Source organism: Cellvibrio sp. BR (assembly GCF_000263355.1).
Lineage (GTDB): Bacteria > Pseudomonadota > Gammaproteobacteria > Pseudomonadales > Cellvibrionaceae > Cellvibrio.
Map to the genome: position 1 here is coordinate 349335 of NZ_JH668200.1, position 16313 is coordinate 365647.

Genomic DNA, 16313 nt, shown 5'->3' on the forward strand with positions numbered 1-16313 from the left:
AACAAATTTCATCATGACCATCTCCTCTCCCGCACTGCCAACATCCCCCTGGTTTATCCGCCTGCTCGATTCCATCGCTGAATTTACCGGCACCACTACCGCATGGCTGACCGGCATTATGGTTATTGTCACCGCGATTGTAGTGGGCTTGCGCCACGGCTTTGATATTGGCTCCATCGGCCTGCAGGAGTCGGTGACTTATATGCACGCGGCGGTATTTATGCTGGGCGCGGCCTACACCTTAAAAAACGATGGCCATGTGCGCGTGGACATACTGCATAAAAAAATGTCGCCGCGCTCCCGCGCCTGGGTGGAAGTCTTAGGCAGTTTATTGTTCACCTTGCCGGTGATGATATTTATCGGCTGGGGCAGTTTGGAATTTGTGCAGGAAAGTTGGCGAATTAACGAAGGCTCCACCGACTCAGGCGGTATCGGCGGCGTGTATTTATTAAAAACCCTATTGCCAGTCATGGCAGTGAGTGTGGGCTTACAAGCCATCGCTGAATTGCTGCGCAGTTTGTTGGTTTTGATGAATATGGCTCCAACCAATGTGGACAAGATCGGGGAGCAACCAGCATGCTGATTGAATTAATTCCGCTGCTGATGTTTGCAGCTATTTGTGTGTTTTTAATGTTTGGCTACCCGGTTGCTTTTACCCTTGCCGGCGTTGCGCTGCTATTTGCCGGGCTGGGTATCGTGGGCGGCATATTTGATCCGAATTTATTAAAAAGTTTTCCCGCACGCCTCTACGGCATTATGAATAACTACACCTTGGTAGCCGTGCCGCTGTTTGTATTTATGGGCACGGTGTTGGAAAAATCCCGCCTCGCCGAAGACCTGCTGGAAAATATGGCCAAAGCCTGTGGCCGCTTGCCCGGTGGTTTGGGCATTTCAGTCGTTGTGGTGGGCGCGATGCTTGCCGCCAGCACCGGCATAGTCGGCGCGACGGTAGTAACTATGGGTTTGATGTCGCTGCCGCTCATGCTCAAACGCGGTTACGCACCCAGTTTTGCCTGCGGCACCATTTGCGCCACCGGCACCCTCGGGCAAATTATTCCGCCCTCCATCGCACTGGTATTACTCGGCGATGTGCTCTCCAGTGCCTATCAACAAGCGCAACTAAAACTGGGCGTGTTCAACCCCAAAACTATTTCGGTGGGCGATTTATTTGTCGCCGCCATAGTACCGGGCATCGCCCTGGTGGTGCTCTACATCCTTTACGTTTTTTTCACCGCCTGGCTGCGTCCCACGATTATTCCGCGCGTGGTCATTGATGCGCAGGAAGAGAAAGTTTCCCTGTTGCGGGTGTTACTGAGTTTGCTGCCGGTATTGTTATTAATCGGTTTGGTATTGGGTTCGATTTTAATCGGCGCCGCCACCCCCACTGAAGCGGCCGGTGTGGGCGCACTGGGTGCCTGTTTACTGGCACTGGCGAAAAAACAATTGAGCTTCCAGCGCCTGCGCGAGGTATCGCAATCCACCATCAAAATCAGCGCAATGATTTTTATGATTCTCATTGGCGCGTCATTATTTTCATTGGTGTTTCGCGGTTTTGGCGGCGAAGAATTAGTGCACGGCTTTTTCAGCCAATTGCCCGGTGGCGTTTTTACCGCCGTGCTGCTGGTAATGTTGGTGATGTTTGTGCTGGGTTTTATTCTCGACTTTATTGAAATTATTTTTGTAGTAGTGCCGATTGTGGCACCGGTACTGCTCGCTATGGGTGTCGATCCCATTTGGCTCGGCATTATGATTGCGGTGAATTTACAAACCTCTTTCCTCACCCCGCCCTTTGGTTTTGCGCTGTTTTATTTGCGTGGCGTTGCACCCGCCAACATTGCCACCAGTGCGATTTATCGCGGCGTTATTCCGTTTATTGCCCTGCAATTATTGTTGCTCTGCGTCATGGCACTCTGGCCGGGGTTAGTGACCTGGTTACCGGCGCAGTTGTAACACATTTTTTAACAACTCCCACCCGCGCGCTGTGCGACCATTTGCCACTTTATTTTGCACTGGCATTCTTTCTGGTTTAGTCGCAAATGCGGCTAAACAAGGATTTTTTTCATTACAAGGAGAACTACCATGTTAACGCTCATGCGTTTTAGCGCAGCACTTGTCGCACTCAGTTTAGCCGCCTGCGGTGGCGGTGGCAGCGACGACAAACCCAATCGCAGTTCCAGCTCACTGAGCAGTACACCCGCGAGTTCGGTCGCTAATTCATCAACAACGTCTCTCGCTGTTTCATCCAGCAGTGCCGTATCCAGTTCACTCTTGAGTTCAAGCTCAACCAGTTCCTCGTCTGCCGTCGCCCTGAGCGTGAAAGTAAACGGGGCGATTAGCGGTTTTGACACCAATGGCAATAGCATTGAGTTGGATGCAGATCTGGTCAGCATTGAAATGCATTTATTGGATGCCGAAGACAATTCACTGACGCAGGCGACCCCCATCGCCAGCAGTTATAACTTGAGTGAACAATTGCGTTTTAATGCCGACCTTAGCGCAGCAGATGCCACCCGTTTAGCTGTCACTATTAATTATCCCGGTTACACCAGTTACGCGCGCCGGTTGGATGCAACTGAAGTCATTAACCTCGATGCCAAATTGCAAGCGGTGCCAGTGCAAACCATTGTGCCCGGCAATGCAACCACCGTTACCGGCATTGAACTGGCTGGTTTTAATGTACAAGTCAGCGGCGACGATGCGCAGCAGAGCAACAGTTTGCTGATTCATATTCCGCAGTCCTTATTGCCCGATGACACCAGCTCACTGGAAGTTGCGGTGCGCACCTTTGACCCCAATGATCCGGACGATGCGGAATTTTTCCCCGGCGCCTACGCTGATTCCGATGGCAATGAATTGGCCTCTGTCGGTTTTAATTTTGCCGATATCAAAACCAACAGCAATGAAACGCTGGCGGTAGCAATGCACAAAGCCCGGCAACAAAAATTAGCCAAGTTGGGCGGTGCGCAAAAAACCTTGGCCCAAGAGCCGGTGATGATTGAATACCAAATTCCCGCACAGAGCTGCAAATTACTCGAAAGCCTGGGTGATGCCGACAGCGCGCGCGATGGTTTTCAGGTGCCGCTTTATACATACAATTCCAGCTCGGGTTTGTGGGACTCCATCGGCCACGGCACGGTATTTACCAGCAGCGGCCAACAAGTTGCAGCAACACAAAGTGTGTTTGAATGCGATACCACAAGTTTTTATTTGATTGCCCTCGTTGATAATTCCATTTTCCAACGGGAGTGGTGGAACCTGGATTACCCTCTCGCCTTTAGCCAACCCATTGATTACTGCGCGCAGATCCAGATAAAAAATCCCGAAGGGCAATCACTCGCGGGCATTAACGGTTTGGTGATGGACAATGACAGCGACTTTAATTTCGCCTCGACATTTTTTACCACCGATAGCGATGGCAAAGCGCACGTGCGTATTTCGCAATCCAGCATCAACCCCGACCTGCAAGCTGAGGTGATTTTTTTCAATCAGGATGAATTCAGTTACGTCAGTAAAACCATTACCCTTTCCAGCAATTGCGATGACACCGCGGTGCAAATACTGGAATTGGTTCGCCCACAATTGTGTGAGGTGAGCGGCAGCGTGTTCTATGAAAACGGAGCACCGGTAACACGGAATCTGGTATACGGTTCTACGCCATCAGGGACACCCAATGAAGAAATTATTTGGGGTTTTGATTTTGCCTACAGTGACGCGCAAGGTGCCTATCGCCTGAATTTACCCTGCGGCGGCGAATTTGAAATATTTAATTTCGCCTCATTGCTGGCGCAATCCGGTGAACCGGATAACGGTATGCAACTCACGCGCATTGACGGCAACCTCGATGCCGACGAGCAGAGTGACAACGGCCAGCAAGTGGTGATGAAAACGCTGGAAGTGGAATTCCACCAACCAATCGTCACCGGCACTTATAACCCCGCCACCGATGAATTGGCAATCATGGCCTACGGCGGATTTGATGCATTCCCCATGACCGGACAAGTCAGCGTAAAAAGTATTGATGGCACCATCACCCATCAAACCTTTAACGGCACCTTCACTGCCGATAGCAGCAGTGACGATGAGGAAATGCAGCTCTTCTTTGTGGGCGAGTTGAACCGCACGCTGAGCTTGCCAGCCACCAGCGACAGCGGCTACTTGTTGGAACTCACCCTGACCGATGCCTTTGGCAACACCTGGACGGCAGTGCCCGGTGTTATCGCCATCACGCCGTAACACCAACCGGCTTTGGGTTCAACCTGCACGGCTCCGGCACACACCGGGGCCGTTTTTTATTCAACCGCTATACTCACCCCATCTGTTTATCAATATCCGAGGACACAGGATGCAACCCGCCACCAACCCTACCGGCACACTCACCCTGCAAACCATCACCATGCCCGCCGATACCAACCCGTTTGGCGATATTTTTGGCGGCTGGGTGATGGCGCAGATGGATATCGCCGGCGCCATCCACGCCAATGAAATCTCCCATGGGCGGGTGGCCACAGTGGCAGTGGGCAGCATGGTATTTATGCGCCCGGTGCCAGTGGGCGCCATCATCAGCTGTTACACCAGCACCCTGCGCATAGGCAACACCTCCATCCGCGTCAAAGTGGAAGTCTGGATCAAGGATTTCCTCACCCACAACATACTGCAGGTCACCCAGGGCGAGTATGTTTATGTCGCCATTGACGAGCAGGGGCAAAAGCGACCAGTGCTCAAAAGCACGTAAAAATCCGATTGAATCCCCCGAAATTTGAATCATAAAGAACGAAAAAACTGATCAAATGATCTTTTACAGTCTTTGCACAATTGCCTGAATTTCCCCTAACACTTTGATATAAAAACACTTTTAAGTGTAAAGCGGGATTTACACAGCACCATTGCGATAGTGTCGCACTTCGGGGCTAGACTAGGTGCTGCTGTAATTCGCAAGGCTTGCTGTTATCTTGAATAAAAGCACACCCCAGAGGCACCTATGCTCAAGGATTCTTCCGCCGGATACGGCCTGATTTCAATTGTTATCCACTGGCTCAGCGCACTGCTGATTTTGTTTTTATTTGGCCTGGGTATCTACATGACCGGGCTGGGTTATTACGACGACTGGTACCACAAAGGCCCGGCACTGCACATCAGCCTCGGCTTGATTGTGCTGCTGCTCATGCTGGCGCGCGTCACCTGGCGCCTGCTCAATCCCACCCCCGTCGCATTGGGCGATAAACCGGTGCAACTCATGGCCGCCAAGCTGGTCAAATGGGGCCTGTATCTGGCGATTTTTGTGGTGTTGATTAGCGGCTACCTCATCACCACCGCGGAAGGCAAACCCGCCAGTTTATTTGATTGGATTTACTTTCCCGCGCTTGCCGAACTCCGCGCCGACCAGGTCGACCTTGCAGGTGAACTGCATGAATACCTGGCCTGGGGAATAATCGCACTGGTGGTATTACACGTCGCCGGCGCGCTGGTACATCACTTTGTAGTACGCGACCGCACACTGGTGCGCATGCTCAAGCCGGTGAAAAAATAATTTTGCAACACTGTGTGACTAGATCATTAATTAACTATTGCTCGACAACCGTTTAACCCTAAAGGAGTTTTACTATGTTAAAAAAATCCCTGCTTGCCCTCGCCGTATCCAGCATTGGCGTTATGAGCCTGCCCGCTTTGGCAGACACCTATGAAATTGACGCCAAAGGCGCCCACGCCTCCATCAACTTTGCTGTTAAGCATTTAGGCTACAGCTGGTTGACTGGCCGCTTCGACACTTTCTCCGGCGAGTTCACCTACGACCCAGCCAAACCCGAAGCCAGCACTATCAATGTCACTATCGACACCACCAGTGTTAACTCCAACCACGCCGAGCGCGACAAACACTTGCGCAGCCCGGATTTCCTCAACGTGGAAAAATTCCCCAAAGCCACTTTTGTCAGCAAACAAATCAAAGTGGATGGCGATGACAAAGACGAATTCGACATCATCGGCGACCTGACCCTGAATGGTGTAACCAAAAGCATCACCATCGAAGTGGATAAAGTCGGCGAAGGTAAAGACCCATGGGGCGGCTACCGCGCCGGTTTTGAAGGTGAAACCGAAATCAACATGAAAGATTTCAATATCAAAATGGATTTAGGCCCAGCATCACAAACTGTGAAATTGGAATTGCATGTGGAAGGTATTAAAAAATAATTCGGCGCGAATTATTCTTCCTTGTGCGCTTAAATGCGCAATAAAAAAAGAGGCCACTGCGGCCTCTTTTTTTATTGATGTGTTTTTTTCAGAAGACGTGCAGCTTATTGTTTAACCGCAACAATCGAACCTGCATCCAGGTCAATAGTAAACTGATACGTGCCAGCCTCTGCCGTCGATACCATCCATTTATTATCTGGTGCTCCGGCAACACGCAAATCAAAGGTGCCACTTGCGGTTGGCAGCGATGCATTTGCCCCTGGTGCATACAACCAGTCACCAATTTCCCAGGATGCAGTTTGCGAGGCAAATTTAAATTCGCCAGCCGCCAAAGCCACTGTCAGGCTAAATACTGCCGGATCGCTGGCATCGCGCTCAAAGGCAATCGCATTACCCAAATTCCAACCAATCGGTGTGGCGCTGCCAACAATATAAATAGCGGCCAGCGGTTTGCCGATAAAAATGGTTTTATCTTTTTGGTTGATAGTGATGCGATAGTCGCCCGCTTCCCCTTCGGGAATCACCCACTTGTTATCCATGCCGCCGGAGACAACAATTTCGTAATCCATACTGGTTAATGATTGTCCCTGACTCAGTGGATGAATCCAATCGTAACCGGCATCCCAGGTGACCATCTGCTGGGTAGAAATTTTAAATTCACCGGCAGTTAATGGGCCTGACCAGGTAAAAATCGCCGGATTGTTTTCATCTGCTGTCATAGCGCTGGCCATATTGGTATCCCAACCGCCGGGGGTTGCACTGCCAACCAGAGAGAGCTGCTCATAATAGGCTTTTACGTTCAAGGTAAAATGCGCAATAGTGGAACCGCCTGCGCTATCGGTAGCAACCACTTTGGCTGAATAGGTTTGGCCGCCGGCAAAGTCATCCAGTGGCACTTCTACCACGGCATGATCGCCACTCAACTCACCTTCTGCCACTACCGCGTTATCCACACTCACGTAATAGGACTTCAAGGATTTATCGTCAAAAAACTCAATATTCATCGGTTTTAATTTTGACGCATCCAGACTGGAGCCATTTTCTACTGCACTGCCCGCAACCGAAAAATACGGCGCGCGATCCACCGGGTCAGTTTCTTTATAACCAAGCCCCGAGCCACCACCACAGCTAACCAGCAACATCAGACTGCTGGCCGCAAGCAGCGCCAGCCACCAGGATTTTTTTGCACTCAAGATTTTGCGCATGTTTTTTTTCATGATTATAGGGTTCCAATTATTAGTAGTATTCATTGTTAAGCCTCGGGTGTAGACGTCGCGTTTAAAAACTAAAACGCGCACCCAATTCAAAACGGCGCGAGTACTGCTCGTAGTATTTAGTTGCGGCAAAGTCGCCGTAATAACGATGGTTGTATTCCTCCAGCAAGTTTTGCGCTTCCAGATAAATTTCAACATTGTCGTTAATGTCATAGGACAGACTTAAATCCAGCGATGCATAATCATTGTTCAACAATGGATTGCCCCACTTGCCACTGCGTGCACCGGCAACATAAGCATCGCGATAGGAATAACTCAGGCGTGCGCTGTAGGAATCCGTTTCATAAAACCCCATCAGGTTGTAAGTATTGGTGGATACACCGTCCAACTCGCCTTTAATGGTCACATCGCCGACCGTGGTATTAGAGGTTGAATCAGCCCAGGTATAGTTAAACTGCACACCAAAACCGTTATCAAATAATTGTTGCAGGGCGAGTTCCACACCCGTGAGCGTGGCGGTGTCGCCGTTGTATGGGCGGCCTGAACCAAACTCGACGTCCTCCGTAATTGGCGGCGCACCTTCTTCGGTTACGGTAATGTTGTACACCAGGGTTTCACCCGCCCAGAAAATAAAATTGCTGATATCTTTGTAATAACCGGCGACCGAAGCCGAGCTGCCGTTTTCACCGTACCACTCCAGTGAGAGGTCATAATTATTTGACTTGATGGGCTCCAACGCGGGGTTACCGCCAAAACTGACACGCGGTGTGCCGCTGTTAATTTCCCAATTTAAATCCGGGCCGAGCTGCGAAATAGTAGGGCGGGTAATGGTTTGCGAAGCAGAGGCGCGCAGTTTTAAATTATCTTGCAGATCGTAATTAATATTGATTGATGGCAAAAAATTGTCGTAAGTATTTTCTTCACTGACCGCAATCGAATCGCCATACACACCTTGATAGTTGGAGCTGCCAGGAATTTTTTGCAGCTCTTTTAAATCCTGGATATGTCCATTGGACGTAGTATCAGTTTGTACCCAGCGCACACCGGCAATGGCATTCCACTGGTCACCACTCACATTCGCCTGCAAATAACCACCCGCAACCTGCTCTTCAATAACAGTGGATTCACGCTCGCGCAACTGCGGTGCAATTTGTGTTTCAAAACGCCCCTCTTGACCTTCAATGCGATCAAATGAACGCAACGCCGCAAATAATGCGTAGGGGTCTAATGCGGGCCAGTAACTGATACCCGTATCAAAACCGGCATCGTAATTCACTGCGTCAGGCAACACGGCCGTTATGCCCACCTGGCTCACACGGCGATCAAAACTGCTGCAATAGGAGCAGCCATTGGCGGTTTTATAAATGGCTTTATCTTTTTCGCGCGTGGAATAGGTCACACCAAATTCGAGTTTGGAATCCAACGCCATAAAATTAAAATCGTAATCGCCGTCAAAACGAAACGACACTGCTTCATCAATTACCTGCTCACCTTTTAATTCCATAAAGTGAACAGCAATATCCTCGTTGTTAATATCCCAACAGGCGCGGCCATCGGGAGTCATACAATCGAGCATAGGCACACCTTTGGCGGTGGTTTGCCACTCGTAGGCAACTTCATTTATGCCCGCGACGGTATACATATTGTCGCCTTTGTTCGGGCGCTCAGCTTTGGAGTAAGCCAGGTCCATGGTTAATTCCAGCGCATCGGTCGCCTGGAAAATTGTGTTCCAACCGATCATGTAGGTATCGGTTTCGCGCTCCTGGGTATCATTGCCAATTTCAAGGTTGGCTTTGCCTGCACTAAAACCGGTGGCGATATAATCAATCGGCACACCATCATCTTCCGCCGGGGTGCTCCAGGGTTGTAAAGCGCTGTAGCTGAAATCACTCGCGGTGCCAAAGTTGATGTTGTAGGAATAAGAGCGCTCGGGAGTTTTGTAATTGGAATAGAAAAAATCGAGCGTGGTATCGATGCGCTCATCGGGTTTAAATTGCAGTGCACCCACTGCACCAATACGTTCGCGCTCACCAAATTTATGTTGCATGGTGATAATGTCCGGCGCCCAAGCATTAACCGCGTCATTGTTGCCATCGCCGTCAACATCTACATCCGCCGTACTAATCGCACGCTCGGTAAAGGATTCATAGGTATCGGCTTTCCAGTGGCGCTTGGAATAGGTCAAACCAAAACTGGCGCCGAGTGTATCGTCCATAAAACTGTTGGACACAATGCCGGAATATTGGCCGCTGAATTTTTCCGTACCATCATCATAAAGTTGGCCCGCGGATGCTTTGATGTGCAAGCCTGGATTATCCAGCGGTTTAAGCGTTTTTAAACTGATCAAACCGCCGATACTGCCTTCCTGTAGCGATGCCATGGAGGCTTTATAAATATCTGCACCGGAAATTGCCTCCGAGGGCATTACGTCAAAACTAAAATCGCGTCCGGAGTTATCCGTTGCCAAGGTTCTGCCGTTTAACAAGGTCATATTAAATTGGCTGCCCAAACCGCGCACCGATACAAAACGTCCCTCACCACCGCGATCCCGCGAAATTTGAATACCGGTAACACGCTGCAATGAGTCAGCGACATTCGCATCGGGAAATTTACCTATATCTTCAGCGGTAATTGAATCCACCACTACCGCAGAATTCTTTTTAAAATCGGCCGAGGTTTTTAAACTATTGCGGATGCCGTAAACCACCACATCTTCCAGTTCATCTATCTGGCTGTTGTTTACTTGGCTGTTGCTTATTGGATTATTGTTGCTCTGTGCATAAACAGTTGAACTCATCGCAGCGACAATCGCGGCACTGAGTAGTGTCATTGAAAAATAGGGGCGTGGGGGTAATACCTTGTTATGGGCCATTGGCTTATCTAACCTCGTTATTTGTTATGCATTTTGTTTTATGGACAGCAGCAAGCGCCGCACAAAAGCCAAACCTGCTCCCGGCAGACTGGCTGTACCAATAGGACGGCAAACACCCGAAAATCCGCTCCCTCTCGCGGAAAAAAAATTGAAATTTAGGAAAGCGCTGCGCTATTTATTTTTTTATCCGCACGTGCAGGCAAGGGTAATAATGGAGAGGTTAATTAGCAGAAAAGAAAAATCAGGAAGTAACAACATTAAATCGAAAAACGTACACCCAAATAATAACGACGCCCGGTCTCCTCGTATTCGATCAGACGATTAGTAAATTCGGAATAGACAAACCGCGGCTCCGCCAGCAGGTTAATGCCCTCACAATAAATGGCCATAGTATCCGTGAGCTGATAACTCGCACTGAAATCCACTTGCCGGTAATCATCCACTATTTCCGGGCGACTCGCCTGGCCTGTAGTCGCCTGTAAATAATCAGCGCGATGATTTAATGCAAGGCGTAGTGATAGACCGTATTTTTCATAGAGCGCAACTAGGTTGTAGGAATACTTGGATAGATTCTCCAAACCATAATCCGCGACCAATGAGCTGTTCCCTTGTGCGACATCACTATGGGTAAAGGTTTGATTAAGTTGGATTCCCATACCGTTTTGCCAGAGTTTTTGCAGTGAAAATTCACTGCCCACAACAATTGCCCGGTCGTTATTAATGGGTTGGGTTACCTGAAAATCTTCGCCCAAAATTTTTTCTGTGGTAACCCGGTTAGCAACAAAACCCTCAATGTCTTTGGCAAATATTGAAAAGGTCAATGCACTTTGTGGGGATATATACCATTCACTGGAGATATCAAACTGGGTAGCCATAACCGGCTTTAAATAGGGGTTGCCCAAGCGACTCAGGCGCTGCTCGCCATCGTTGACTTCATAAGTGGTTTCCATGCCCAGCTGTGCCAGCGAGGGACGCGCCAGGGTACGCGCCAAGGCAAAACGAAGAACCGAATCAGCTGTCAGTTCAATGGCTAAATTGGCGGAGGGTAATAGCGCCTGGCTCGATGTTTTTACCTCTGCGGGTAAAATAATGTCGCTGCGGATCAATTCATAGTTATTACTATTTTCAATTAACTGTTTTCGAATAACTTCATTCACAGCACCGCTGGCGATGGTATCTGTATTTACCAAACGTATCCCCAGATTAGCGCGCCAGCCCAAGTGAGTATCAGAAGGCTCTTGACTGAAATTAAATTGGGCAAATAGGGCTTTGACATTTTCTTCTATCAAACTCGATCCTGTCGGGTTGAAAAAAGCGCGCACATTGTCGCTATAGCCTTGTTCGTATGGTTGTCCTTCGCGTGGGTTGATCAGGCGCCCCTCTGCGGCTTGCAACGCACTAAATACTTTATCCACATTTAATATTGGCCAGTGTCGAGGAATACTGCCCGATTGTGTTGCTAGAAAATCAGGGATAATAAAGTTATCGGTAGGGTTAAGGCCCAGATCGCCAAAACTAAATGGGTGTTCGCAATAAGCACATCGATTTTTGGTGTTATAGGAGCGGCGATTTTTGATTCGCTGTTGTAAATCGATACCCGTATCGATAGAGGTTAACAGCTCACCTTGAATTAAATAATTAGCATCCAGCTCCAGGGAATATGAATCGTCGGTGATGTCATCCCCCTTAGTCTCCATAAAACCGACTTGTAATTCCTCGCCACGTAATTGTGAAATATCGCGTCCATCGCTGAGTGTAATTCTGACTTCGGGTACCGGCGTGCGCGCCCAGTATTCAACCCGAGCACCAGGAACACCCGCCACCCAAAATTGGGTATCTCCACCTTCTGGCCGGTTTGCCGATGAGTAACCGAGTGTGGTGCTGAGTGTTAAATTGTCGCGCGCACGCCACTCGCCTTGCCAGCGAAACAATTCAGTTTGCACACGACGATTTTTAGGGTCAGCGGCGACCTCTACAAAATAATCGTCAATGACAAAGTGGGTAATCGTTTTATTGTTATCAACCGTGACAGAGCCGGGGCGGAACGGATAATAAAAATTATTTGTTTGGTAACTGGCCTGCTCCGGTGTTTTAAAGTCTCCCACAAAAAAATCGAAACTGGATGAAAAATTCTCCGCTGGCCGATACTCAACTGTGCCAATAATACCTGTGCGGCGACGCTCGCCCCATTTGACCGGATAAGCGAGGAATCCCGGACGCTGGAATCCAGTTTCCGTACTCTCATTGATAGAGCCATCCTGATTTATATCAAATTCATCAAAACCAAATCCCAGGGATTGCGCCATATCGGAACGCCAGTTGCGTCGCGAATGGGAGAAGCCCAGCATTAGGCCCAGGCGTTCGTCCATAAAACTATTGCTATAAGCAGCGGATATTTTTTCGCCCCAGTCTCTGGATAATTCGTCATAACCGCTGCCCAATGCCAAGGTGGCCAGTGTGTCACTGCCATCCAGCGGGCGCGGAGTGCGCATATCGATAGTTGCCCCTATTGCGCCTTCATGCTGGCTGGCCAAGGGCGATTTAATAACCTGGGCCTCAGCAATTAATTCTGCAGGGAAAACATCAAAACTGAATTCGCGGCCAATATTATCGGTAGCCAGTTCTATACCGTTTAAAGTAACGCGATTAAATTGTTGGCCCATACCACGCACGGTAATAAATTGTCCGTCACCGGCGCGTGCGCGAGTAATGGCAACACCGGTCATACGCTGGAGCGATTCCACCACATTATTGTCTGGAAATTTTCCCAGGCTTTCGGAAGCGATAACATCGTTAACAAAGTTGCTGTGGCGTTTTTTTTGTAATGCATGTTGCAAACTCCAGCGCATGCCGGACACCCGCACTTCTTCAATGGCGGGAACACTGCCCAGTGGCGGGTTGTCGGGTCGGGCAGGGACAGCGGGTTTTGTCACAATCATCACCGCATTATTACCCAGCACTATAAAATCCAAACCGCTGTCGCGCAGCAGTTGGCTTAATGCCTGTGACACAGTTAATTGCCCGGAAATGGCAGGTGCCTGCAAATTGCGCAATAAAGCCGCAGAGCTGTAAATTGCAACGCCGGATTGTCGGGAAAATTGCAACAGCGCATCACCCAGTGGTTGCGCTGGCAATAAAAAATGAATGGTTGTCGCTAGCGAATGATCCGTAGGATTATTGTCAGCTGAATGAGTGGTTTGTGGAATTTGTGCAACTAAAAATGGCGACGCGCTGCAGCCTAATGCACTGCAAAAAATTGCAGCTAATAACCGCCGCGCCCGGTTTTTATCGCGCCAACAAACCATTATGTATGCCTCAGTTCTTGTGCAATCACATCAGCACAAATACCGCCCGGATAAAGGACGGTATTTGATTTACAGAGTATAGCCAGAGAAATTGGCATTCCCCGAGCTGATGACTAGTCGCCAATGCGCGTCAATTTAAACGCAGCAATACTGGCGCGATTTATCGGCCCCGCCAAACCACCGCTGCCCACATAGGTTTGATTAGAGGCGAGGTAACTCATGTTAAAAAAGTCATGCACGCTGAATGCATATTCTCCCGCATCCAAACGCAATTGCAGCGCCGTTGAACTGCGTAGAGGATATTGCCCGGCGCGATCCTCCACGTTGGGCATTTGAATCACACCACTCACCACGGCGTCACCGCGAGCATTAACAACTACTAGCTGTTTCACGGCATTAGTCACACCCGAATCAATCGTGTGCTGGCGATTGTTATAAATAATCTGCAGCGCATAGATACCGGGTTTTTCCACCACAATATTATTGACACGCAAGGTGTCTTGCGGTTTGCCCCAATCGCGCAGGGTGGGTTCGGCATAGTAAGCATCGGCCGCAGTAACCGCCATATTGGCCTGCACACGTTTATCCGTCACCGCAATTAACTGGCTCGCCTGCTGCTCATAACACACCGGTGCGGAGTGGTGTGAGCGATGACTGGAATCCACAAACACAGCTTCCACGGTAAAACACTGACGCACGCTGAGGTCGGCAGGGCTGTTGTCGTTCCAGCTATGGGCGGCAATATGGTTGCCGACCAATTCGCCATTGCGATAAATGTTGTACACCGCTGGCAGATCCGCGCTGTGGTGATTAAAACGCAGCGAAAATTTTCCCTGCACCACATCCACCAGCACCTGCTCCGGCGCCTGGGGTGAAAATACCAACGGCGAATTATGGCTGAGTGGATCAACCACCGGCGCCATGGTGATGTTCTGGTCATTGGTCGTTAGCGGCGCAAAACTCACTTCAATCAGGTTGCTGTCACGGTCTAATTGTTGCGCCGCAATTTCACCGCTGACCGGTTTGCCATTAAGCGTAACGCTGGCCACCGGGTAATAACCTTCACCATTGGTCGCCTCTGGCAAATGTAATTCGATGGCGAGTGATTTACCTTGATAAATAAAATTCTCCAACCGCGCGCGGTTGCCATCACCCAAAAGTTGCCGCGCACCGGCGGTGAGGAAGGGGTCAATCACAAAACCATTTGCGCGCCCATGAAAACCAAAAAAGGTTTCACTCACCATATTTAAGTAGGCGCCGATCGACCAGAGCTGACGGCGCGAATTAATTGCCGGGCCATCGTCAAACCAAGGCTTGGCGGTGAGCCATTCCAAATTTTCCATGTTGGACAAATTCAATGCGGTGCCACGCACCAGCGAATGAATGGCATTGTCGGCCGCGCGGTAATTATTAACCACTGCCGCCGCGCGCAGTGAGTAGGCTGTGACAAATGGCCAGAGCGCGCGATTGTGGTAAACATAAACCTCGGGTTGATGTGGGTAATAAACCGGCACACCAAAGGGTGCATGGGGGTAATTTGCCATCACCTGCTGCGCCTGCTCTGCACTCGCGACACCGTGCAAAATAGCCAAGGCATTGCCCAACATATCAAATTTATGCGCGGGCACTTGCGCTTCTGCCGCAGCGGTCACACTGGCAAATAAACCTTTTTCTGCAATCCAGAATTTTTTGTTGATCTGCTGTTGTAGCGCCGCTGCCCACTCGGTGTATTTTTGTGCGTTGACAGCATCGCCCTTGGCCTGCGCCAACCGCGCCGCCAAGCGGAGTGCTTGATAGTGTGCAACATTGGTAGACAGCGCTTTGGTGGCTGACATTTGTGCGAGGTTATCGACAATCCAGGGCGCGTAGGTTTGGGTGCGCCAATCTAAATAGGATTGCTCGCCACCGTAAAGCCCCTGCTGCAAATCAAAACTAGCGAGGCGGTCCGCCTCCACTGTGCCAATTAATGCGCGATAGGCCAGTGTTTCAAATTCACGGCGCGCACTACCGTGCAAACTGTTCAATAAGGTCTCTGCCGCAATTGCCCAAGTCACACGATCGGTGCTCACTGGCCAACTGCCGCCCGAACCTGTGTCCTGAATTATTTGCAGCGAATTGTTTGGCAGTGAATCGGGCATGGTTGCACCCGCACGAAATGCACTGGTTTTAAATTCCATAGAATTTTTTACCCGCTGCGGATCAAAATACGCGAGCGATAAATCGGCGGCGTAAGCTAAATCCCGCGTCCACACATAATTCCATTTTTCACCCGTTTCAAAACACTCGCAGGGAATGGCCTTACCATCGTTGTAGCTACCGTCTTTAATAGCGCTGACACTCGCCTGCTGTAAATCATCCATCGACAATGCAAATAGACTATCAAATACCACGCTGCCGGATACTACACGGGGTTTATTCGCTTGCTCCGTTACCACGCGTTTTTGTGGTTTATCATCGCGCTGGGGCTGAGAACTAAAGAGGGTAAATTCCCGCTGCGCCGCCGTAGTCGCCGACACTTTTAGCCTATGCGCCTGAGCACCCGCTTCCAGCGTATAAGCGGGGTAAGTGACTTGCTGGCTTTGCACCTGCGCAATTGCCAGCGAGCGCGGTGCAGATTCATTATTACAGCCAGCCAGTAAACTACCCAGCCCCACTGCACAGCCAAGCAGCGCCAGGGATTTTGTTTTTTTCATAACAACCTCTTTGTTTTTGTATTTTAATTTGCCATTGCCTTGT

At 49.7% G+C, this 16313-nt stretch carries 10 protein-coding genes; 6 read left to right on the top strand and 4 right to left on the bottom strand.

What is annotated here, in order from left to right:
- Positions 1-13 precede the first annotated feature (13 nt).
- The 6 genes from O59_RS01445 (at position 14) to O59_RS01470 (ending at position 6186) form a co-directional block, all read left to right on the top strand.
- Positions 14-583 (top strand): TRAP transporter small permease subunit, encoded by a 570-nt coding sequence (locus O59_RS01445; RefSeq protein ID WP_007638768.1) that lies wholly within the window; start codon positions 14-16, stop codon positions 581-583.
- On the top strand, positions 577-1950 hold the full coding sequence (locus O59_RS01450) for a TRAP transporter large permease subunit (protein ID WP_007638770.1): 1374 nt from the start codon (positions 577-579) through the stop codon (positions 1948-1950). Before O59_RS01445 ends, O59_RS01450 begins: the two co-directional genes overlap by 7 nt.
- Before the next feature lie 129 nt (positions 1951-2079).
- Positions 2080-4233 carry a hypothetical protein gene (locus tag O59_RS01455; protein WP_040391017.1) on the top strand — a complete coding sequence of 718 codons (2154 nt, stop codon included), beginning with the start codon at positions 2080-2082 and terminating at the stop codon, positions 4231-4233.
- Positions 4234-4342: 109 nt separating this feature from the next.
- Positions 4343-4732, top strand: a complete 390-nt coding sequence (locus O59_RS01460; RefSeq protein WP_007638773.1) for an acyl-CoA thioesterase — start codon at positions 4343-4345, stop codon at positions 4730-4732.
- 246 nt (positions 4733-4978) lie between these two features.
- A complete protein-coding gene (locus tag O59_RS01465) occupies positions 4979-5527 on the top strand; it encodes a cytochrome b (RefSeq protein WP_007638774.1) in 549 nt (182 codons plus the stop codon).
- A 74-nt stretch (positions 5528-5601) separates the two neighbouring features.
- Positions 5602-6186, top strand: a complete 585-nt coding sequence (locus tag O59_RS01470) for a YceI family protein (RefSeq protein WP_007638776.1) — start codon at positions 5602-5604, stop codon at positions 6184-6186.
- Positions 6187-6290: 104 nt separating this feature from the next.
- Here O59_RS01470 and O59_RS01475 read toward each other — a convergent pair whose 3' ends face one another.
- The 4 genes from O59_RS01475 to O59_RS01490 all read right to left on the bottom strand — a co-directional run bounded on the left by O59_RS01475 (position 6291) and on the right by O59_RS01490 (position 16270).
- Entirely contained in the window at positions 6291-7403 is a 1113-nt protein-coding gene (locus tag O59_RS01475; protein ID WP_040391018.1) for a SusF/SusE family outer membrane protein, read from the bottom strand.
- Between the two features lie 61 nt (positions 7404-7464).
- Positions 7465-10272, bottom strand: coding sequence for a TonB-dependent receptor (locus O59_RS01480; RefSeq protein ID WP_040391019.1), 2808 nt, complete (start codon positions 10270-10272; stop codon positions 7465-7467).
- Between the two features lie 257 nt (positions 10273-10529).
- The gene (locus O59_RS01485; RefSeq protein WP_007638787.1) at positions 10530-13577 is read right to left on the bottom strand and encodes a TonB-dependent receptor; all 3048 of its coding nucleotides are present in this window, start codon (positions 13575-13577) and stop codon (positions 10530-10532) included.
- Between the two features lie 113 nt (positions 13578-13690).
- Positions 13691-16270 (bottom strand): hypothetical protein, encoded by a 2580-nt coding sequence (locus O59_RS01490; RefSeq protein WP_007638789.1) that lies wholly within the window; start codon positions 16268-16270, stop codon positions 13691-13693.
- Positions 16271-16313: the final 43 nt, after the last annotated feature.